A 19,676-nucleotide genomic window follows, 5' to 3' on the forward strand; every position below is an offset into this window, starting at 1 on the left:
ATGGGTCCGTGCCGGAGAAGATTGCGCCCGAGGAGCGACTGCTCAGCCTGACCGTCGCGCTCATGGCGCATCGGTACGGTTTGACGAAGGAGCAGATCCTGTCGTCCGTCTCGGGCTACCGCGAGGCACGCGCCGAGGGTCGCAGCTCGGACGCCCTCGAGAAGATGTTCGAGCGCGACAAGGACGCTCTCCGAGACCTGGGCGTACCAATCCACACCGTCGGCGATTACGCGGATCCCGATGATCTGCGGGAGGCGCGCTATCTGATCCCGAAGGCCGAATACCTGCTTCCGGAGGACATCACTTTCACGCCCGCCGAGGTCGCCGTCCTGAACGTCGCGGCCGCGGTATGGGGCGAGAGCTCGATGTCGGCGGATGCGAGCGCCGCACTGCGCAAGATCCGGGCTCTGGGGATCGAGGTCGACGAACCGATCATCGGGTTCGCCCCGCGCGTTTCCGCCCGGGATCCCGCCTTTGCGCCGCTGCGCCAGGCGAACGATCAGGCGCGGGTCGTGCGCTTCACGTACGTCAAGCCGGGAGACGACGTGCCCCGCCTGCGCACGGTCGAACCGCACGCACTGATCGAGTTCGAGGGTCGCTGGCACGTGCACGGAATCGATCGCGACCTGGGCCAGACACGGACCTTTCTGCTGTCGCGGATCGTCGGAGACGTGATCGTGACGAAGGACGTTTTCGACCCGGCGGTGCGTGTGGGCGCGGGGGAGCGAGCCCGTCTCGGTCTCGAGGACGTCTCCGCGCAGAACGTCGCTGAGCTCCGCGTTCAGGATGCGACCGAGGCCGCCGTGCGGTTGCGGCGGCGGGGAACACGTGACGGGGGAGTGCTGCGCGTGCGGTTCGTCGATATCCACGTTCTGGCCGACGAACTCGCCTCGTATGGTCCCGAGGTCCTGGTCGAGGGTCCGCCCGCCCTGCGGGCCGAGGTCATCGCTCGGCTGCGGCGAACGCTCGAGGCGCATGGGGTGAGCGCATGACGCCTGAGAAGCCGCTGCTCGCGATCGACCGTGTCGCGATCGTCATGAACCTCGTGCCGTACCTGGTCGAACGCGGGCCCGTTTCGGTCGCCGAGGCCGCACGCGAGCTCGACGTGGCACCCGACGTGCTGCGACGGTTGGCCGAGGGGCTCGTCGTCATCGGCCTGCCCGACGGCATGCACAACGACCTCTTCGACATCGACTGGGACCTGCTCGACGAGCACGACGAGCTGCAACTGCTCAACACCGTCGCCTTCGAGCGCGCCCCGCGGCTGACGGCTCGCGAGGCCGCGGCGTTGCTCGCCGGGCTGCAGCTCGCGGGCGCCGCTCCCGGCGTCGCCGCTCAGGGTGTCGTGCCGGGGCTCATCGCGAAGCTGTCGCGCGGTGCGAGCGCCGCACCGGCCGAGTTGACCGTCACCGCGAACCCGGGTGACGAGGTGCGTTCCGCGGTGATGGACGCGCTCGACCGCGGCATGGCCGTGTCGTTCACGCATCAGAAGCCGGATGCCTCGCCCACCACGCGCACCGTCGACCCCGTCAAGATCTTGGTCAAGGACGACCAGTGGTACCTGCGCGGCTGGTGCCACATGCGCCGCGACATGCGGACGTTCCATCTCGATCGGATCAGCGATGTCGTGGTCACCGATGTCCCGGCCGGTGTCCACGATGATCCCGAGGCCAGCATCTTCAGCGGCGCGGACGGACCGCTCGAGGCGACCATCCGCTTCACGTCGCACGTGGCGCCCCTGCTCGGGCAGTTCCTGGATCATGCGGTCGTGACGTCCGAGGGAGCCCGATCGCGTGCGGTGCTCCGCGTCGCGGACCCGACGCAGCTCAAGCGCCTGGCTGCCCGTCGCGGGGGCGAAGTCGAGATCGTCGCCCCGGACGAGGCGCGCATCGCCGCGGTGGAGTGGGCACGCGCGGGTCTCGCGCAATACACGTAGGACGCCGCGCCTTCAGGGCTGCCCCAGCGTGCCGGGGGTAGACTGAAATCTGCGCACGTTCTGGCGATACGACGGAGAGAGCACATGCTAGGCAACCTTCAGGGGTGGCACTTCCTCATCCTTCTTGCAGTGATCCTGCTTCTCTTCGGCGCCGCCAAACTCCCCGCTCTGGCGCGCAGCATGGGCCAGTCGGCCCGCGTGTTCCGCGGTGAGATGAAGGCCATGAAGGAAGAAGATGCGGCCTCGGATTCCGCCAAGGCGGATCAGAGCGCGGCTCCTTATCCGCCGGCGGCCACGGGCCTCACCCCGCCGCCGCCCGCATCGGGCGGAAGCCCCGAACCCAAGCCGTAGCAACGCGTGGCCACGACCGACGCGGGCGTGACCGTCTCGGAGGACGAACCACGCCGCGAGAAGCGGATGTCCCTCGCCGGGCATCTCGTCGAGCTACGTCGGCGTCTGATGATCGCCGCGCTTGGCGTCGTCGTCGCGATGGTCATCGCGTTCTTCATCACGGACGGCGTCATCTCGCTGTTGAATGAGCCGATCCTGGCCGCAGCGGAGCGCCGCGGTCAGACGATGGACGGCCAGTCGCTCACGGCACTGAATTTCACGACGGTCACGAGTGGATTCGATCTGCGGATCCGCATCGCCTTCGCTCTCGGTCTCCTCATCTCCGCACCGGTTTGGCTCTGGCAGATCTGGGCATTCATCATGCCGGGGCTCACACGCAAAGAGATCCGCTACACCTGGTCGTTCGCCGCGGCGGCCGTGCCTTTGTTCTTCGCCGGCTGCGCCGTCGGGTTCCTGATCATCCCGCACGTGATCGACCTGATGACCTCCTTCGTCCCGAACGGTGCAGCGCTGCTGTTCACCTACGACACCTACTACGACTTCGTGTTCAAGTTCTTCATCGTCCTGGGAGTCGCATTCGTGCTGCCCGTCTTCCTCGTCGCGCTGAACGTCGCGGGGGTCATGAGCGGCATGGCAATCCTGAAGGGATGGCGTGTCGCGGTGCTCATCGCGGCCGTCTTCGCGGCGCTCGCGACCCCGGCGGCGGACGTGACCTCGATGCTGCTGCTGATGGGCATCATGATCGTGCTGTATCTGGCCGCGGCGGCGTTCTCGGTGCTCTTCGACCGTCGTCGTCGGCGGCGTGAGCCACCCCTGCTCCCCACTCCCGGGATCGACGGGTGAGTCCCTCGGCCGAGGTTCCCCGTCCCGCCGAGCGATTCGCTGCCGCACGCGAAGCACAACGCCACCCGGTGACGTCCGCCTTCGCCGAGGCGCAGCCGTTCGACCTCGATCCCTTCCAGATTGCCGGATGCCAGGCGCTCGAGGAGGGCCGGAGCGTTCTGGTTGCGGCGCCCACCGGCGCGGGCAAGACGATCGTCGGCGAGTTCGCCATCCATCTGGCGATGCTGTCGGTGCGCGGCAAAGCCTTCTACACGACGCCGATGAAGGCGCTGTCGAATCAGAAGTTCCGCGAGCTCCAGCAGGTCTACGGTGCCGACCAGGTCGGGTTGCTCACGGGTGACACCAACATCAACGGCAACGCCCGCGTCGTCGTCATGACGACCGAAGTGCTGCGCAACATGCTCTACGCGGACTCGCCCGCGCTGCGCGATCTCTCGTTCGTGGTGATGGATGAGGTCCACTACCTCGCCGACCGTTTTCGAGGCGCCGTGTGGGAGGAGGTCATCATCCACCTGCACCGCTCGGTGAGACTCGTGTCGCTGTCCGCCACCGTCTCGAACGCCGAAGAGTTCGGCGACTGGCTCGACACCGTGCGCGGCGACACCGAGGTCATCGTCTCCGAGACGCGGCCCGTGCCGCTCGAGCAGCACGTGCTAGTGCGCAGCGATCTCCTCCCCCTCTTCGACGACCGGGCCGGTATCGCGACCGCGCAGGTCAACCAGGAACTCATGCGCATCAGGTCGGTCAAGGGACCGAACTTCGAGAACAATCGCCGCGCTCAGAGCATGAACAGCGGTCGCCAGGCCGGTTGCTACGAACCGACGCGTGGCCGCCCGCACAAGGCTGGCCAACGGTCCGGCGGTCAGCGCCCGGTCCGCCCGAGCAACGTGCAGCGCATCGAACGGATGGACCGTCCCGACGTCGTCGAACTGCTCCGCCGGAACAACCTGTTGCCCGCGATCTTCTTCATCTTCAGCCGTGCCGGATGCGAGCAGGCCGTTGCACAGGTGCGGCGTGCGAATCTGCGGCTCACGACACCCGAAGAGCGCGCCGAGATCCGTGCCGTGGTCGAAGACCGCACGCGTTCGCTCCCCGACGAGGACCTCGCCGTGCTCGGCTTCTGGGAGTGGCGCGAGAACCTCGAGCGCGGCGTCGCGGCCCACCATGCCGGCATCCTGCCCGCCTTCAAGGAGGTCGTCGAAGAGCTCTTCCAGCGCAAGCTCGTGCGCGCGGTCTTCGCGACCGAGACCCTCGCGCTCGGCATCAACATGCCGGCGCGAACCGTCGTGCTCGAGAAGCTGGAGAAATTCAACGGCGAGGCGCGCGTGGCGATCACGTCGGGGGAGTACACGCAGCTGACGGGGCGCGCGGGCCGGCGCGGAATCGATGTGGAAGGCCACGCGGTCATCCAGTGGACCGAGGGGCTCGATCCGCAGGCCGTAGCCGCTCTGGCATCGCGGCGCACGTACCCGCTGCACTCGAGCTTCCGCCCCACCTACAACATGGCCGTGAACCTGATCGATCGGTACGGCCGGGCACGCGCTCGGGAGTTGCTCGAATCCTCGTTCGCCCAGTTCCAGGCCGACCGTGCCGTCGTGGGCCTCGCTCGCCAGGTGCGTGAGCAGGAAGAATCGCTCGCCGGCTACGAGAAGGCGATGACGTGTGATCGCGGCGACTTCTCCGAGTATTCGCGGATCCGGCGCGAGCTGAGCGATCTCGAGAAGCAGAACCGTGGCGAGTTCCTCGGGTCCAAGGCCGCGCGCGAACGCCGACAGGCGCAGATCCGTGACCTGCGCACGCGGATGCAGCGGCATCCGTCCCACACCTGTCCCGATCGCGAGGCGCACGCGCGGTGGGCCGAGCGGTACTGGAAGCTCAAGCGTCAGGTCGACAAGACCCGGCGTGAGATCGACACCCGTACCGGCACGGTCGCGCGCCAGTTCGACCGAGTCACGGACGTGCTCGCCGCGCTCGACTACCTGCGTGTCGGTGAGGACGGCGGCACGGCACTGACGGATGCCGGGCGCACGATGCGCCGCATCTACGGTGAGCGCGACCTGCTGGTCGCCGAGTCGTTGCGGCGCGGGTTGTGGGATCGGTTGGATGCGCCGGCGCTGGCCGCTCTGGCGAGCTGCCTGGTGTACGAACCGCGCCGCGACTCCGCGGGGCCGGGCGAGCACGGGTTGCCGGGCGGTGAGTTCCGCGTCGCTCTGAGCGCGACCGAGGAGCTCTGGTCGGATCTGGACGACCTCGAGCGGGAACACCGGCTGCCGGGTTCGGAACCGCTCGCGACGGGTCTCGCGCGAGCGATGCGGGCCTGGGCGCGGGGGATGCCGCTCGACCGTGTGCTCGAAGACGCCGACATGGCCGCGGGAGACTTCGTGCGGTGGTGCAAGCAGACGATCGATCTGCTCGATCAGCTGTCACTCGTCGCCGAAGGGGACCTCGGACGCACCGCCCGTGCCGCGCTCGACGGGGTCCGTCGCGGCATCGTCGCGTACAGCGCGGTCTGATCGCGTCCGCGTAGGGTTGTCGGATGCCCCTGAAACGCGTCGAGGTGCGCCCTGTGCTGCCCCTCTGGGCCGCCGTGCCCGCCTCGATCGCCGCCGGGTTCTGTCTCGATCTGGCCTTCCCGGATGTCGCCTGGTGGCCCCTCGCCTTCGTCGCGGTCGTTCTCGCACTCGTGTCGATCATCGGGCGTCGCGCCTGGAGTTCGGTCCTGGTCGGGTTCGCTTTCGCGGCGCCGTTCTTCCTCACCAACCAGGTCTTCACCGCGCGCTACCTCGGGCCGGTTCCCTGGCTCGCTCTGTCGCTCTTCGAGGCCGTGATCACGGCCGCGCTCACGGTGACGATCGCTTTCGCGTACCGCTGGGTGCCGCGGGCCGTGCCCTCGCTCTGGGCGCGGCTCATCGTTCTGCCGCTCATCGTGGCGGGCCTGTGGTGCGTACGCGAGCTGGTCGTCGGCTCGTGGCCCTACGGCGGTTACCCTTGGGGGCGTGTGGGGATCACCCAGACGAACGGGCCCTTCGCCGAGCTGGCGTCGTGGGTGGGGGTCACCGGCCTCAGCTTCTTCGTCGTGGCATTCTGCGCGGCCGTCATCGAGTACGTGCGTGCCGCACGATTCACCGACCTGCGCACGGCCCTGCCTGCTGCATCGATCCTTGTGGTCCTCGCGATCGCTCCCCAATTCCCGACGTCGGATGCCGGGACCATGCGTGTCGGCTCCGTGCAGGGCAACGGTCCCTCGGGGTATTTCGACCGTGCCCCGGCCGGTGCCGTGCTCAACGCTCAGCTCGCCGCGACCCGGCCGCTCTACGGGGAGCAGCTGGACGTGCTGCTGTGGCCCGAAGGCGGCGTCGACTCAGACCCCCGGAACAACGCGGACACCGCGCGCGTGCTCGATGCCGTCGCCGAACGTGCCGGCGCGCCCCTGATCATGAACGCGGCATCCGAGCGGGACGGACTCTTCTTCAACTCCTCGATGCTCTGGGAGGCGGGGGAGGGCGCTGTCGCGACCTATGACAAGAGGCATCCCGTACCGTTCGGTGAGTATGTGCCGGATCGCTGGTTCTACCGCCTGTTCGCGCCCGACCTGATCGATCTGATCCAGCGCGAGTACACGCCCGGCACAGCGACGCCGATGTTCGACGTCGACGGCGTCGGGGTGGGTCTGGCCATCTGCTTCGACGTGATCTACGACGAGGTGATCTGGACGGGAGCGCGCGATGGCGCGCAGGTATACATGTTCCAGACGAACAACGCCGATTTCCGCGGAACCGATGAGAACCTTCAGCAGCTCGCGTTCGCCCGCATGCGCGCGATCGAGACGGGCCGTGCGGTGGTCAACCTCTCGACAGTCGGCACGAGTCAGGTGATCGCACCTGACGGGAGCCAGATCGACGGCCTGCCGGTGGACGTGGCGGGGCACATGCTCACGGAGGTGCCGCTCCGCACAGGACTCACCCCGGCCGTCGTGCTCGGCGAGGCCGTTCCGATCGTCATCGCGGGTGGCAGCCTGCTCGCTCTGCTTGCCGCGGGGATCGTCGTGCGTCCCCGGCGGCGCATCGCCTGAGGGGTCGACGGGCCCGGTTTCTTGTCGGGACATGCGAGAGGGGCCGGATGCCTCGGCATCCGACCCCTCTCTTCGTCGTGTGGGCTCAGGCCCCGAGCAGCAGGCTGTCGGGGTTCTGGCCGGCGCCGCGGCGTGCGCGCAGGTACGCGAGACGCTCTTCGAGGAGCTCCTCGAGTTCGGCGCGCGAGCGGCGCTCGAGCAGCATGTCCCAGTGCGTGCGCGGGATCTTGTCGGCGCTGTGATCGATCGTCACGGCCTCGTTGTCGACGACCAGTGCGGCCTCGGCACCGCAGGTGCGGCACTCCCAGGCCTCGGGTGCCTCAGCATCGGCCGCGAACACCAGCTTGGTCTGTCGTTCGCACACGGTACACGCGTAGGTGTACTCCGTGCGTTCCATGAATACGACGCCCTCTTCGCTCTGTAGGCTCTGGGCGCCGAGACGCATGCCCCGTAGGCTGCGATCTGCCATCGTGTGGTCTCCTCGGCGTGTGTATGACGGAGCCTTCGTGACTCCTCCTTCCGGTATAACGCCCTGACCTGGATGGTTCATCCGAACGGGCCGTACGGGCCCGGCATTCCCAGTGAACGCACAGTGTTGCGGATGTCAGAATGGTCGGTTCATGCCAGGGCGTCGAGAGCCACATCCGTCCGGTCCGTGACGATCCCGTCCACACCGAGCGCCACGAGGCGGCGCATCTCGTCCGGATCGTTCACCGTCCACACGTGCACCTCGACCCCGGACCCGTGCGCCGCGCGGATGAGGCGCGGCGTGAGCACGCGAAACCGGCCCTGACGCTCCGGGATCTGGATGGCATCGATGTCGGCGAACAGGCGGCGGGCGGCCCGCGCCGAGCCGAGGGCGACCGCCGCGAGCAGCCTGGCGATCGTGCCGGTCCCGGCGGACGTGGCAGGGCGCACGCCCGTCGTGGCACCGCTGGCAGCGGCGAGAGCCGTGAGGCGGCGCTGATCCGAGAAGCTCGTGAGCAGCACGCGTGCACCATGCTCGGCGACTGCGTGGCCGACCGGCACGGCCGCTCCGGGTGCCTTGACATCGAGGTTGAAGCGCAGCGTCGGAAAAGCGTCGAGGGTCTCGTCGAGCGTCGCCAAGCCACCCCGCGAGGCCATGAGCCGGCTGAGTTCACGAGCGTCGACGTCCGCGATCGGACGAGGATCGCCCGTAACGCGCCGCAGATCGTCGTCATGGAAGAGCACCACGACGCCGTCGCGGGTGAGGTGGCAGTCGGACTCGACGTATCGGACCCCCGCAGCGTGGGCCTGCGCGATCGCCGCAATCGAATTCTCTGCAATGCCCTCGTCCGCCATACGTGCAGTGACATGGCCGCGATGTGCGAGAACGCGGGGCGTGCCCGCATCCGAGAACCAGGGATGGCTCACGGGAACGCCGCCCACCGGATCACTCTCAGGGGAGCGGAGGAACGGGACTGGGCGCGGGCGGGGCCGCGGTCGGGTTGTCCGCGCCGCCGGGTGCCCTCACGCCGAAGGCGTTGGTGATGCCGCTCAGCGCCGCGGTGAACTCGCTCGGAATGATCCAGAGCTTGTTCGACGCTCCCTCACTGATCTTCGGCAGCGTCTGCAGGTACTGGTAGGCCAGCAGTTTCTCGTCCGCGTCGCCGACGTGGATCGCGTGGAAGACGGTCTGGATCGCCTGGGCCTCACCCTCTGCACGCAGCACTGCCGCCGCCTTGTCGCCCTCGGCGCGGAGGATCTCGGCCTGTCGTGCACCCTCTGCCGTCAGGATCGCGGACTGCTTCGTTCCCTCGGCCGTCAGGATGAGCGCCCGCCGGTCACGCTCGGCGCGCATCTGCTTCTCCATCGAATCCTGGATCGACGCGGGCGGGTCGATCGCCTTCAGCTCGACACGTCCGACTCGGATGCCCCACTTGCCTGTCGCCTCGTCGAGCACGATGCGCAGCTGGCCGTTGATCTCATCGCGGCTCGTCAGGGCTTCTTCCAGGTTCAGGCCACCCACGACGTTGCGGAGCGTGGTGGTCGTCAGCTGCTCGACGGCGCCGAGGTAGTTGTTGATCTCGTACGTCGCCGCGCGCGGGTCCGTCACCTGGAAGTAGATGACCGTGTCGATCGAGACGACCAGGTTGTCTTCGGTGATGACCGGTTGTGGCGGGAAGGACACGACCTGTTCGCGCAGGTCGATGAGCGGGCGCACCCGGTCGATGAAGGGAACCAGCAGGTTCAGCCCCGGCATCAGGGTGCGGTGGTATCGCCCGAGGCGCTCGACGACGCCAGCGGATGCCTGCGGAATGATCCGGATCGACCGAACGATGATGACGACGACGAAGATGAAGACCGCGAGCGCGAGCGTCCAGCCGATCGCCGTGGGGATGATGTCCTCGATCATGCGGGGGAGTCCTCCTGGATGACGTTCGTGGGCTCTGCGGGCTGAACGACGGCGGTCGCTCCATCGATCTGGGTGACGGTGACGCTGATGCCGGGGGTGATGTCGATGTCGGCATCGGCGCGGGCCGTCCAGATGTCGCCGTTGGCCAGACGCACCTGCCCGCCCATCGGACCGACGGTCGAGACGACGACCCCGCGCATCCCGCGGAGTGCGTCGATGTTGCTGAGTACCGGGTCCTCACCGCGGCGCAGGCGCCGCAGGAGCGGTGGGCGCAGGACGAGAAGCAGGAGTGCGGCGACGGCCGCGGCGATGATCACCTGCAGCCAGAGCGGTGCACCCGCGAGGTCCGACACGAGACCGGCGGCACCGCCGAGACCGAGCATCAGGAAGGTCATCTCGAGCGTCAGCGTCTCGATCGTGAAGAAGACCAGGATCAGGACGATCCATCCGATCCACGCGAACTGATCGATGTTCTGGATGAGTTCCACGGTAGGCCTCCTCCTCATCGAACCTAGCACGCGGGTGGTCCCGGAAGGCGGGGGGAATGCGCCGGAACGACGGGCGAACCACGCCCGCTTGGTAGGGTCGAGACGTCTCACCCCGCCATCCCAGGAGTACGCATGTCACAGCCCCTCGCACCCGGTTCTCTCGCAGGAAAGCGGGCGCTCGTGACGGGCTCATCCCGCGGTATCGGTGCCGACACAGTCCGCTACCTCGCCGAGGCGGGAGCCGATGTCGTCATCAACTTCCGCAACAAGGCTCCCCGTGCCGAGAAGCTCGCCGCGCAGGTGCGTGAGCTCGGCGTCCGAGCCCTCGTGATCGGTGCGGATCTGACCGACGCCGACTCGGTGGGCACCATGTACGCCGAGATCGAGCGCGAGTTCGGTGGCCTCGACATCCTGGTCCTGAACGCTTCGGGGGGAATGGAGAGCGGGATGGGCGAGGACTACGCCCTCCTGCTCAATCGCGACGCGCAGGTCGGGGCGCTGCAGCGCGCACTGCCGCTGCTGGACGCCGGTTCGCGCGTCGTCTTCGTCACGAGTCACCAGGCGCACTTCATCCGGACCACGCCGACGATGGCCGAGTACGAGCCCGTCGCGTTGTCGAAGCGCGCGGGTGAGGATGCTCTGAGGGAGCTGATCCCGGATCTGACCGACCGAGGCATCGAGTTCGTCGTCGTCTCCGGAGACATGATCGAGGGCACGATCACGGCGACCCTGCTCGAGCGCGCGAACCCGGGCGCGATCGCGTCCCGCCGCGAGTCGGCCGGCAAGCTCTACAACGTGGGCGAGTTCGCGGCAGAGATCGCGCGCGCGACGATCGACCCGATCCCGGCGGACAACACGCGTCTGGTCGGCGATACGAGCGATTTCATCTGATCCACGGCACGAAAAAGCGCGCATCCCGGTTGTTCGGGATGCGCGCTCTCTCGTGCCAGCGGCCGCCTAGAGCGACTTGAAGGTGAAGGCGCGGATGATCTGGATGATGCCGAGCACGACGAGCGAGATGGCGAGCAGCCACCAGAGCACGAGTGCACCCCAGAGCGGCGAGAACAGCAGGATGATGCCCGCGACGATGCTGAGGATCGCGAAGAAGATCGTCCACCCCTTCGACGAGGAGCCACCGAGCGTCGTGAGCGCCACGACGCCCTCGACGATCCACATGATGCCGACGAGGATTCCGAGGAACAGCGCGAGCCAGGCGGCCGTCATGCCGAGGTTGAAGAAGGCGATGATGCCCGCGACGACGTAGATGAGGCCGAGCACGATGTGACCGACCCGCGACCATCCGCCCATGGACTTGGAGAAGATGCCGAGACCGGCATATACGAGGCCGCCCACGATGGCGTAGACGGCGATGATGGCCGTGACCACGATCGCGGTGCGGCCCGGCCAGACGAGGATGAGGACACCCACGATGAGCGCGATGGCGCCGCTCAGACCGAGGGCAGTGCGGATGCCGTTGACGGCAGCCTTTTCGACGGGGATGTCGGTGGACATGGCAGCGTCCTTTCTGGGAAATACCTGTGAGACACCAGGTTAGCGCTGTCGCGCGCTCGGCGCAGGTGCTCCGCGAGGCGTGTCTGGTGCGACTACGAGAGCAGGAGCGCGACGACGATCAGCACCGGGATGCATCCGATCGTCGTCAGGAAGATCGTGTCGCGCGCGATGCGTTCGCCGACGTCGTACCGTTGCGCGAAATTGAAGACGTTCTGCGCGGTCGGGAGCGCCGCGAGGACGACGACGGCAAGCACCTGATCGCGGGGGAGCGCGAACACGAACTGGCCGAGCGCCCAGGCGACGAGCGGCATCGCGATCAGTTTGAGCCCGCTCGCCAACAGGATGTCGCGACGGCGGCCCTTCGCCGTCAGCACGCGCGCTCCGGGCAGCGACAGACCGTACGAGATGAGCAGGATGGGCACGCACGCACCGGCGATGAGGGCGATCGGTTCCCAGACGACGGGCGGGAGTTGGATGCCGGTCAGCGCGACGACCACGCCGAGCGCAGCGCCGATCAGCATCGGGTTGCGTGCCGTCTGCTTCAGGATGCGCCCGACAGACGGTGCGGAGGTGCTGGTGGAGGCATCCAGCAGCACGAGCGCGATCGGCATGAAGACCAGCAGCTGCGCAAGGATCACCGGGGCTGAGAACGCGGCGTTGCCCAGCAGATACAGCGCGATGGGGATGCCGATGTTGTTCGCGTTGACGTAGCCCGAACCGAGTGCGCCCACCACGGTGTCGCCGAGCCCGCGGCGCCAGAGCAGACGGGCGAGCATCGCGTAGACCGCGAACATCGACACCGCGGTGAGGGCCGAGACCGGGAGCAGCGCGGAGAAGAGCGTCGGGATGTCGGCTTCGGCCAGCACGACGAAGAGCAGGAAGGGGGAGAGGACGAAGAACGTCAGGCGCGAGAGGACGAAGCGTGCGTGCTCGCCGAGGAGTCCCTGTCGGCCGAGGACGTAGCCGAGCGCTATGGCGAGTCCGACGACGGCGAACCCCGTGAGAACCCCGTTCATCGCGCACGGCCCGAGCATGGGGGGCGCTGTGCGCGGGGAGGGATCACGTCTCGAGCGTAACGATTTGCGACAAAGCGATGCGTCCTCGGACCGACCTGCTCGGATACGCTGTGGCACGGAGTAGCCCGTATCGGGCGTGGTTCGAGAGCCCGATTCGGGCGTGACGGGAGGCTGACGTGGCGATCTTCTCGCGAGGGTTCGGCGAGCGACGACGCGAGAGTGATCCGCGGTTGCCTCCCGGCCAGTACCTGACGGATGACTTTCCCGTTCTCTCGGCTGGACCCACGCCGCAGATCGACACGGGGGAGTGGTCCTTCTCGATCGCGACCGAAAAGGGCGTCGTGTCGACCTGGACGTGGGACGAGATCCACGCTCTCCCCATCGAAGACGTCGACACCGATATCCATTGCGTTACCCGGTGGTCGAAGCTCGGTACGAACTGGCGCGGTGTTTCGCTCGACACGCTGTTCGCGGGCGTCGACACAGTGGACGAGTACGTCATGGTGCATTCGTACGGTGGCTACACGACGAACCTCGCACTCGAGGATCTGCTGGGTGGCAAATCCTGGATCGCATTCGAGTTCGGCGGCGAGCCGCTCGACCCCGAGCACGGCGGCCCGGCCCGTCTTCTCGTGCCTCACCTGTATTTCTGGAAGAGCGCGAAGTGGGTTCGTGGCATCACCCTCCAGGCCCACGACGACCCGGGATTCTGGGAGCAGAACGGCTATCACACCCACGGTGATCCCTGGACCGAGGAACGCTATTGGTAACGCCCCGGACCTGGGCTGTCGCACAGGTCGCAGATGTCACGGCCGTTACGCCGAACGCCCGAGTCCTGGGCGTCGAGGTGCCCGGATGGCCGGGAAACCTGCCCGGGCAGCACGTCGACGTCCGCCTGACCGCGGAGGACGGCTACCAGGCAGTGCGTTCGTACTCTCTCGGTTCCTCCGGCACGGGGGAGCGTATCGAGCTCGCTATCGACGAGCATCCCGAGGGTGAAGTCTCGCCCTATCTGGTGCGCGAGGCGCAGCCGGGGGACCACCTCGAGATCCTCGGCCCCTTGGGCGGCTACTTCGTCTGGCGCGGCGAGGATGCTTCGCCCGTGCAGCTCATTGCGGGAGGTTCGGGCATCGTCCCTCTGCGCGCCATCGCACGCGCCCGGGCCTCGGCGGGAACCGGGCAACCGTTCCGGCTGCTGTACTCGGTGAAATCCCCGGAGGATGCGATATATCGCGATGATCTGATGGCGCTGGGGGAGCAGGGGATCGAGCTCACCTGGGCCTTCACACAACACGCGCCCGAGGGCTGGCCGGGCGTCGTGGGACGCCTGAACGCCGAAACGATCGCCGCCGCGGTCTTTCCGGCCACGGATGCGCCGACGGTCTATGTCTGCGGGCCGACGGCATTCGTCGAAGTCGTCTCGCGCAGACTCGTCGAACTCGGACACGATCCGGCGCGGATCAAGACCGAACGATTCGGAGGCGGATGATGGATCCACACAGGCGTGCGGCGCACGCGGACCACGTCGACGGAAACGTTCTGGCGGGCGCCCTCAGCCGACTTTTCGGTGGCGAGCCGACCGACATGGTGGCGGTTTGCGGCTCGTGCGGCGCGGCGGCGCGCATCGCGCAAGCGTGGGTGGAAATCGACGAGACCGCGGCAATCGTCCGGTGCAACTCGTGCACACACACGCTGGTGACGATCATGTTCGCCGAGGAGCCTCCCAGACTCGTCGTCTCGTCGCTGGGTGAACTGCGCGGTTCCTGATCCGCTGCCGGCCGTGACCGACGGAGTGTAGCAATGGGTTATCCCCGATAATGCACATTATGTCAGTTAAGGTCGAATCCACTCGCCCGTACGCTCAGGCGCACGCGCGAGGGTCAGCCCGACGGGGCTGTCGTGGTTCCGCTACGGAGCGCCGCCGAAACGAGTGCGAGCGCCTCTTCCGTGTCGAGGCGCAGAGCGCGCATCTGGTCGGCAAACACCGTCGCCGCCCGCTGTGCTTCGCGGTGTGCAGCATCGCCGTGCGGTGAGACGAACGTGCCGTTGCGTCCACGCGTTTCAATGACTCCGGATGCCTCGAGCTCTCGATAAGCGCGCGCGACCGTTCCCGCAGCAATGCCGAGATCCTCAGCGAGCCGCCGGACCGTCGGGAGTCGGGTCCCGGGTGCGAGTTCCCCCTCTGTCACCGCATCGAGGAGTTGGGTGCGCAGCTGCTCGAATGGCGGCACGGGTGATCGAGGATCTATGACGATCATGTGAGCTTCCCCTCCCCCGGCATCCCCTGATTCACACCCACATTGTGCCATCGTATGTATTACTGTGTCAATACATAACTGGGCCTGGTCATGGGGCCGCGTGGTGCATGAGGAACGGAGCCGACAGTACCGCGACCGTCGCGCCCAGGGCGATCGAAATGATCGCCCGCATCGAGGGCAACTCGTATGGCGGTTTCACACTCACACGCTACGTCGATCGCTCGCGGCGGGTCACAAGTCGTCCAGGTCTGTCCAATCGTATTTCGGCTCGACGGGCACCACGCCCGCTGTCGGTGTATCCCAGCCGAACTGCCGGAGTCGGCGTGCTTCTGCGGTCATCCGCTCGACGAGTTCGTCGTCGACCACGTCCTCGTCTTGTGAGCGCACCTCGTGCGCGATGAGTTGACTGGCCGGACCGATCAGAAGCTCTACGTTCCCCCTTCGGCCGTCGTCCTCGAGCGTGGGTACTTCGACGGTGGCCGATGCACTCACCTGTGACAGCGCCTGCGCATAGTCCAACAACGCGCGCGCGATCTCCGAGCCGGTCACGATCGAGTCCCCTGCGTAGTGGATCCTGTGCATGCTCCATGTGTATCAACCGCGGCTGTTGGCTCCCACCCCCTTTCATCCCGCGGTCGAATCCGCTACGCACCTGCTCGTGAGGATCACGAGCTGCTGGGTTGCGCGGGTCATCGCAACGTAGCGGTCGACCGCACCCGTGACTCCGGCACCGAATCCGTGCGGATCGACGAGCACGACAAGATCGAATTCGAGCCCCTTTGCCAACTCGGGAGTCAGCCAGCGCACTCTGTCGGACGAGGACTCCCGGGCGACAGCACCGATGACGCACGCGATCCCCTCCGCATGATCGGACAGCCAATCATCGAGGACTACTCCCAGCTCGGATACGTCGCCGCGCACAACCGGGATACTGCTCGATCGGATGGATTTCGGGACATTCGCGTCGGGCAGGACCGCACGGATGATCGGTTCTGCCTCCGACATGATCTCTTCGGGCGTGCGGTAGTTGACCGTCAGAGGTGCGACTCGGATGTCTCGGAATCCGACGCGCTCGAGCCGCTTCGCCCAGCTCTCCGCGAATCCGCGACGAGCTTGGGCGCGATCGCCCACGATCGTGAAGCTCCGCGAAGGGCAGCGGCTGAGCAACATACGCCACTCGGAATCGGTCAGTTCCTGCGCCTCGTCGACGACGACATGCGCGAAGGGCCCCACGAGTCGATCCGGGCGCGTTGTGGGCACGCGCGAATCGTCGATGAGCGATTGACGCGCATCGGCACCGCGCAGCATCGTTACGAGCCCCTCGCCATCGTCATCGGCGGCGATCAGATCGTCGACGACCTGTGTCATCCGCTCTTGCTCCGCCGCGAGTAGACGGTCGCGCTCGCGGGCCCGACGTGGACCCTCTGGGTCACCGATCCGTCGGCGCGCCGCGTCCAAGAAGGGCAGGTCGGGCGCCGTCCAAGCGTGTGGGTCTGGCCGCTGCAGGCGCGCGACCTCGTCCTCGGTCAACCACGGCGCGCACTGGTGCAGGTATGCCGGCGACGACCAGAGGTCCGCCACGACATTCACCGGATCGAGCACGGGCCATGCATCCGAGAATGCACGCATCAGCGCCTCGTCTCGTGCAAGAGTCCGACGCAACGCGGTGGGCGGCGCATCCTCCGCCTCGACGACGTCGACGAGCACATCGAGTAGTGCGTCCCAGACCTCGTCCCGTGCATCGTTGTGCGGCGTTGTCGGGTCCGCTGCGGCGAACGCATCGTCCCAATCCGCGGGTCCCACGGGGATGTCGCACCACGGCGTCTCGACGATCAGGTTCACGACCGGCGGATGCTCGTAGTAGCGCACGGCCGCCTCGACGGCGTCGAGCAGGCGACCCGACTCCTTGAGCATCGCCGTCCGGTGATCAGGTTCCGGTCCCGCGGTCGCACCCTCGACGACGAGATCTCGTAGCGTGCAGATCTGCACGCCTTCTTCGCCGAGGCTCGGCAGCACACCCGCCACATATGACAGGTACGGGCCGTGCGGACCGATCAACAGAACACCGCCGCGCCTCTCGGTGACCAGGGGATCGGCGTACAGCAGGTACGCCGTGCGGTGAAGAGCGACGACGGTCTTGCCCGTTCCCGGTCCCCCATCGACGACGAGCGCACCCCGGGAGTCTGCGCGGATGATCGCATCCTGATCGGCCTGAATCGTGCCGAGAACGTCGCGCATCTGTGCCGACCGGCTGGAGCCGAGGCTGGCGATGAAGGCCGACTCGTCGTCGAGTGCGACGTTCGCGACATCGGCGTCGCCGGATAGCACTTCGTCCCAGTAGTCGACGATGCGCGCGGCGTTCCACCGATACCGGCGGCGCGTCGTGACGTCCATCGGTTGCGCGCGGGTCGCGGCGAAGTACGGGGCGGCCGCCGGAACACGCCAATCGATCAGCAGACGACGACCCTCGCCGTCGGCCAATCCGAAGCGTCCGATATACACGGGGCTCACGGCATCCGTCCGCAGGAATCTGCCCAAGCACAGGTCGAGACGCAGGCGCTCGAGCGCGGACATCTCTGCCGTCAGACGGCGTACCCGTAGGTCGCGGTCGACGGCTTCCCACCCCGGGCGGACGATCTGAGCGCGAGCGGTATCGAGCCGCTCCCGCAGCACGACCAACGAGGAGTCGATCGTGGCAGCGACCGCGCGAAAGTGATCCGCGTCGGCACCGATCAGGCGCGCATCGGCTTTCGCTGAGAGATGGGAGGGAAGGGCGAAAACACTTGGGTTCGGAGTCACGATCGATGATTCTCCGCCGCCAGGGGGGCCTTGCCGCAAGCCCCCCTCGGGGCCATATCCTGGTAGTGGAAGGAAGTCGCGTGTCGGAGGTCACCCCTAGTCTCTGGTGCATGACTCGCGTCGTCTACTACACAGCAACCACGTTCGACGGGTTCATCGCGGACCCCTTCGATTCCCTCGGCTGGCTCTTTGCGGTGCCCGACGCGGCCGAGGCGGAGGCTGGCATCGCGTCGTTCATGGATCGGATCGGCGTGCTCGTCGAGGGTTCCACGACGTACGAATGGGTCGTCCGGCACGATCAGCTGCTCGATCATCCCGAGAAGTGGGCGCAGTTCTACGCGGACCGACCGACTTTCGTCTTCACCAGCCGCGAACGGACTGCCGTACCGGGAGCCGACATCCGATTCCGATCGGGTTCAGTAGCGGACGCATGGCCCCAGATTCTCGAGGCCGCCGGCGACAAGGACGTCTGGGTCGTCGGCGGCGGCGAGCTCGCTGGCCAGTTCGCCGACGCTGGGCTGCTCGACGAGATCGTGCTGAGCGTCGCGCCCGTCGCGCTCGGGTCCGGTCGGTCGCTTCTCCCCCGTCGGCTGGAATCCGATCGCCTCACGCTCACGGCGGTGCGACGCGTCGGCCAGTTCGCCGAGCTGACCTACTCTGTGGATAACTCGCGGCGCTGATCCGCGACGCGCGCTAGCGTGTGGGCGTGCAGCGGCCTGTTCGGATACTTGTCGTCGCGGCTCTTGCCGTCTTGATCAGCGGATGCGCCGCCGCGCCGATGCCGCAGCCCACCCCCACTCCGACTTTCGCGTCGGAGGCCGAGGCCTTTGCGGCGGCTGAAGCGACCTATCGCGCATACGTCGACGCGCTGAACCAGGTCGACCTCGCCGACCCCGAAACCTTCGAGGCCGTGTATGCCTGGACGACCGGCGAGGCGAACGCGGGTATTCGCGAAACGCTTACTCAGATGCATGCTGACGGATGGGCCGTGACCGGTCGCTCTGTACCGACCCTCGTTGAACCACTCGTACTCGGCGCGAGCGGCTTGGAGCTCGCTGTCTGCCTGGATGTTGCTGAGGTGGCTGTACTCGACAGCAGCGGCGCATCCGTGGTATCCGATACTCGGGGAGACGTCCAGACAATGACCGTAGTCGCTGTGCCAAGTCCCAGTTCCGCTACGGGCGCAGCAATCGCCTTGATCGGGGGGCGATCGAGCGGACCGCAATGTTGAGGGCAGCAGCCGTTCTGGTTCTGGCTTTTTCATTCTCAGCGTTTCCCATGGGAGCGTCACCCGGCAGCTGCAACGAGCTTGGATGGCTTGATCACTGCAGCGCGACAACCGATGGCAGTCAGGTCGATGTGGGAGCCGGGACGACCACACCCGGCGGTTCCGGGTCCTCGAACGGGTCGGGTGGACAGAGCGGCGGCGGAACCAAGGGCGGCGGCGGATCGAGCACCGCTCCCCCGGCACCCGAAGAGGAGTGTGAGACGTCGCTGTGCCGCCCGCTCTACAGCGTCGTCACGCTCCCGGACGTAACGGCGGAAGATCTTCGCTCGTTCGTGCCCGCCGTGCCGACCGTGACGGGTGAGCCGCTCGGCCTCGGCGTCGTCGGGATGCCGACGAACCTAGTGGCTGCGGCATCCGTCCAACTGCTGAGCGGACCGCTCCTGGGATATGACGTGACCGTACGGTTCACGCCGACGGGCTACCGATTCGACCACGGCGACGGTACGAGCCGCACGGCCGCGACGGGCGGGGCGACCTGGGCTCGTCTGGGCGTCCCCGACTACACGGCCACACCGACGAGCCATGTCTACGGTGCGCCGGGCTCGTATCGGGCCGGAGTTCGCGTGGTCTACAGCGCCGCCGTGAACTTCGGAACGGGCTCCTGGCGACCGGTGACGGGCTCAGTCACTTCTGCCACGTCGTTCTACGACGTGCGTGTTGTCGAGGTGCGAACCGGGCTCGTCCAGCGAACCTGCGCCGAACAACCGTCGGGCCCGGGCTGCTGACGCCGCTCGCG

General features: G+C 67.2%; 22 protein-coding genes. 13 read left to right on the plus strand and 9 right to left on the minus strand.

Features of this window, described 5'->3' with window-relative positions; all coding sequences use genetic code 11:
* The first annotated feature begins 8 nt into the window (after nt 1-8).
* From C2868_RS06975 to lnt, 6 genes are all read left to right on the plus strand, one after another.
* On the plus strand, nt 9-992 hold the full coding sequence (locus tag C2868_RS06975) for a YafY family protein (RefSeq protein ID WP_232711176.1): 984 nt from the start codon (nt 9-11) through the stop codon (nt 990-992).
* A complete protein-coding gene (locus C2868_RS06980) occupies nt 989-1,936 on the plus strand; it encodes a YafY family protein (protein ID WP_100810781.1) in 948 nt (315 codons plus the stop codon). Before C2868_RS06975 ends, C2868_RS06980 begins: the two co-directional genes overlap by 4 nt.
* A gap of 84 nt (nt 1,937-2,020) precedes the next feature.
* The gene (gene tatA, locus C2868_RS06985) at nt 2,021-2,287 is read left to right on the plus strand and encodes a Sec-independent protein translocase subunit TatA (RefSeq protein ID WP_100810780.1); all 267 of its coding nucleotides are present in this window, start codon (nt 2,021-2,023) and stop codon (nt 2,285-2,287) included.
* Between the two features lie 66 nt (nt 2,288-2,353).
* The gene (gene tatC, locus C2868_RS06990) at nt 2,354-3,130 is read left to right on the plus strand and encodes a twin-arginine translocase subunit TatC (RefSeq protein ID WP_100811326.1); all 777 of its coding nucleotides are present in this window, start codon (nt 2,354-2,356) and stop codon (nt 3,128-3,130) included.
* Nucleotides 3,127-5,643, plus strand: a complete 2,517-nt coding sequence (locus C2868_RS06995) for an RNA helicase (RefSeq protein ID WP_100810779.1) — start codon at nt 3,127-3,129, stop codon at nt 5,641-5,643. The genes tatC and C2868_RS06995 overlap by 4 nt, the downstream gene beginning before the upstream one ends.
* A gap of 23 nt (nt 5,644-5,666) precedes the next feature.
* Entirely contained in the window at nt 5,667-7,202 is a 1,536-nt protein-coding gene (lnt, locus tag C2868_RS07000; RefSeq protein ID WP_100810778.1) for an apolipoprotein N-acyltransferase, read from the plus strand.
* Between the two features lie 85 nt (nt 7,203-7,287).
* Here lnt and C2868_RS07005 read toward each other — a convergent pair whose 3' ends face one another.
* The 4 genes from C2868_RS07005 to C2868_RS07020 all read right to left on the minus strand — a co-directional run bounded on the left by C2868_RS07005 (nt 7,288) and on the right by C2868_RS07020 (nt 10,067).
* Nucleotides 7,288-7,671 (minus strand): RNA polymerase-binding protein RbpA, encoded by a 384-nt coding sequence (locus C2868_RS07005; RefSeq protein ID WP_100810777.1) that lies wholly within the window; start codon nt 7,669-7,671, stop codon nt 7,288-7,290.
* A gap of 149 nt (nt 7,672-7,820) precedes the next feature.
* Nucleotides 7,821-8,597, minus strand: a complete 777-nt coding sequence (locus C2868_RS07010) for a glycerophosphodiester phosphodiesterase family protein (protein WP_100811325.1) — start codon at nt 8,595-8,597, stop codon at nt 7,821-7,823.
* Nucleotides 8,598-8,622: 25 nt separating this feature from the next.
* Nucleotides 8,623-9,579: an SPFH domain-containing protein gene (locus C2868_RS07015; RefSeq protein WP_100810776.1), complete on the minus strand. Its 957-nt coding sequence runs from the start codon at nt 9,577-9,579 to the stop codon at nt 8,623-8,625.
* On the minus strand, nt 9,576-10,067 hold the full coding sequence (locus tag C2868_RS07020) for an NfeD family protein (protein WP_232711175.1): 492 nt from the start codon (nt 10,065-10,067) through the stop codon (nt 9,576-9,578). The genes C2868_RS07015 and C2868_RS07020 overlap by 4 nt, the downstream gene beginning before the upstream one ends.
* 132 nt (nt 10,068-10,199) lie before the next feature.
* Here C2868_RS07020 and C2868_RS07025 point away from each other — a divergent pair, with 132 nt between their 5' ends.
* Entirely contained in the window at nt 10,200-10,958 is a 759-nt protein-coding gene (locus C2868_RS07025) for an SDR family oxidoreductase (protein ID WP_100810774.1), read from the plus strand.
* A 66-nt stretch (nt 10,959-11,024) separates the two neighbouring features.
* Here the strand turns inward: C2868_RS07025 and C2868_RS07030 are convergent, their stop codons facing one another.
* Nucleotides 11,025-11,579 carry an HdeD family acid-resistance protein gene (locus C2868_RS07030; RefSeq protein WP_100810773.1) on the minus strand — a complete coding sequence of 185 codons (555 nt, stop codon included), beginning with the start codon at nt 11,577-11,579 and terminating at the stop codon, nt 11,025-11,027.
* Nucleotides 11,580-11,671: 92 nt separating this feature from the next.
* Entirely contained in the window at nt 11,672-12,595 is a 924-nt protein-coding gene (locus C2868_RS07035; RefSeq protein WP_100811324.1) for an AEC family transporter, read from the minus strand.
* A gap of 176 nt (nt 12,596-12,771) precedes the next feature.
* Between C2868_RS07035 and C2868_RS07040 the strand changes: the two genes are divergently transcribed.
* The 3 genes from C2868_RS07040 to C2868_RS07050 are packed head-to-tail and all read left to right on the plus strand — an operon-like array spanning nt 12,772 to nt 14,362.
* Nucleotides 12,772-13,365, plus strand: a complete 594-nt coding sequence (locus C2868_RS07040; protein ID WP_100810772.1) for a molybdopterin-dependent oxidoreductase — start codon at nt 12,772-12,774, stop codon at nt 13,363-13,365.
* A complete protein-coding gene (locus C2868_RS07045; protein ID WP_181003376.1) occupies nt 13,359-14,084 on the plus strand; it encodes an FAD-binding oxidoreductase in 726 nt (241 codons plus the stop codon). The genes C2868_RS07040 and C2868_RS07045 overlap by 7 nt, the downstream gene beginning before the upstream one ends.
* Nucleotides 14,084-14,362 carry a DUF6510 family protein gene (locus C2868_RS07050; RefSeq protein ID WP_100810770.1) on the plus strand — a complete coding sequence of 93 codons (279 nt, stop codon included), beginning with the start codon at nt 14,084-14,086 and terminating at the stop codon, nt 14,360-14,362. Before C2868_RS07045 ends, C2868_RS07050 begins: the two co-directional genes overlap by 1 nt.
* A 113-nt stretch (nt 14,363-14,475) precedes the next feature.
* Here C2868_RS07050 and C2868_RS07055 read toward each other — a convergent pair whose 3' ends face one another.
* The 3 genes from C2868_RS07055 to helR form a co-directional block, all read right to left on the minus strand.
* Nucleotides 14,476-14,853, minus strand: coding sequence for a GntR family transcriptional regulator (locus C2868_RS07055; protein WP_100810769.1), 378 nt, complete (start codon nt 14,851-14,853; stop codon nt 14,476-14,478).
* Between the two features lie 231 nt (nt 14,854-15,084).
* Complete coding sequence (locus tag C2868_RS07060; protein ID WP_146048017.1) at nt 15,085-15,402, minus strand: hypothetical protein; 318 nt, start codon at nt 15,400-15,402, stop codon at nt 15,085-15,087.
* 75 nt (nt 15,403-15,477) lie between these two features.
* Nucleotides 15,478-17,652 (minus strand): RNA polymerase recycling motor ATPase HelR, encoded by a 2,175-nt coding sequence (helR, locus tag C2868_RS07065; RefSeq protein ID WP_100810767.1) that lies wholly within the window; start codon nt 17,650-17,652, stop codon nt 15,478-15,480.
* Between the two features lie 110 nt (nt 17,653-17,762).
* Here helR and C2868_RS07070 point away from each other — a divergent pair, with 110 nt between their 5' ends.
* The 3 genes from C2868_RS07070 to C2868_RS07080 all read left to right on the plus strand — a co-directional run bounded on the left by C2868_RS07070 (nt 17,763) and on the right by C2868_RS07080 (nt 19,665).
* A complete protein-coding gene (locus C2868_RS07070; protein ID WP_100810766.1) occupies nt 17,763-18,332 on the plus strand; it encodes a dihydrofolate reductase family protein in 570 nt (189 codons plus the stop codon).
* Nucleotides 18,333-18,358: 26 nt separating this feature from the next.
* Nucleotides 18,359-18,883 carry a hypothetical protein gene (locus tag C2868_RS07075; protein WP_181003377.1) on the plus strand — a complete coding sequence of 175 codons (525 nt, stop codon included), beginning with the start codon at nt 18,359-18,361 and terminating at the stop codon, nt 18,881-18,883.
* Between the two features lie 128 nt (nt 18,884-19,011).
* On the plus strand, nt 19,012-19,665 hold the full coding sequence (locus C2868_RS07080; protein WP_100810764.1) for a hypothetical protein: 654 nt from the start codon (nt 19,012-19,014) through the stop codon (nt 19,663-19,665).
* Nucleotides 19,666-19,676: the final 11 nt, after the last annotated feature.

The sequence above is a fragment of the Microbacterium sp. CJ77 genome (genome assembly GCF_002911615.1).
In the GTDB taxonomy this organism is placed as follows: Bacteria; Actinomycetota; Actinomycetes; order Actinomycetales; family Microbacteriaceae; genus Microbacterium.

Excerpts from the sequence above, each read along its gene's own strand:
- C2868_RS06980 (WP_100810781.1), top strand. The coding sequence starts at position 989 with ATGACGCCTGAGAAGCCGCTGCTCGCGATCGACCGTGTCGCGATCGTC.
- tatC (WP_100811326.1), top strand. The coding sequence starts at position 2,354 with ATGTCCCTCGCCGGGCATCTCGTCGAGCTACGTCGGCGTCTGATGATC.
- C2868_RS07050 (WP_100810770.1), top strand. The coding sequence starts at position 14,084 with ATGGATCCACACAGGCGTGCGGCGCACGCGGACCACGTCGACGGAAAC.
- lnt (WP_100810778.1), top strand. The coding sequence starts at position 5,667 with ATGCCCCTGAAACGCGTCGAGGTGCGCCCTGTGCTGCCCCTCTGGGCC.
- C2868_RS07070 (WP_100810766.1), top strand. The coding sequence starts at position 17,763 with ATGACTCGCGTCGTCTACTACACAGCAACCACGTTCGACGGGTTCATC.
- C2868_RS07030 (WP_100810773.1), bottom strand. The coding sequence starts at position 11,579 with ATGTCCACCGACATCCCCGTCGAAAAGGCTGCCGTCAACGGCATCCGC.
- C2868_RS07035 (WP_100811324.1), bottom strand. The coding sequence starts at position 12,595 with ATGAACGGGGTTCTCACGGGGTTCGCCGTCGTCGGACTCGCCATAGCG.
- tatA (WP_100810780.1), top strand. The coding sequence starts at position 2,021 with ATGCTAGGCAACCTTCAGGGGTGGCACTTCCTCATCCTTCTTGCAGTG.
- C2868_RS07005 (WP_100810777.1), bottom strand. The coding sequence starts at position 7,671 with ATGGCAGATCGCAGCCTACGGGGCATGCGTCTCGGCGCCCAGAGCCTA.
- C2868_RS07015 (WP_100810776.1), bottom strand. The coding sequence starts at position 9,579 with ATGATCGAGGACATCATCCCCACGGCGATCGGCTGGACGCTCGCGCTC.
- C2868_RS07055 (WP_100810769.1), bottom strand. The coding sequence starts at position 14,853 with ATGATCGTCATAGATCCTCGATCACCCGTGCCGCCATTCGAGCAGCTG.
- C2868_RS07025 (WP_100810774.1), top strand. The coding sequence starts at position 10,200 with ATGTCACAGCCCCTCGCACCCGGTTCTCTCGCAGGAAAGCGGGCGCTC.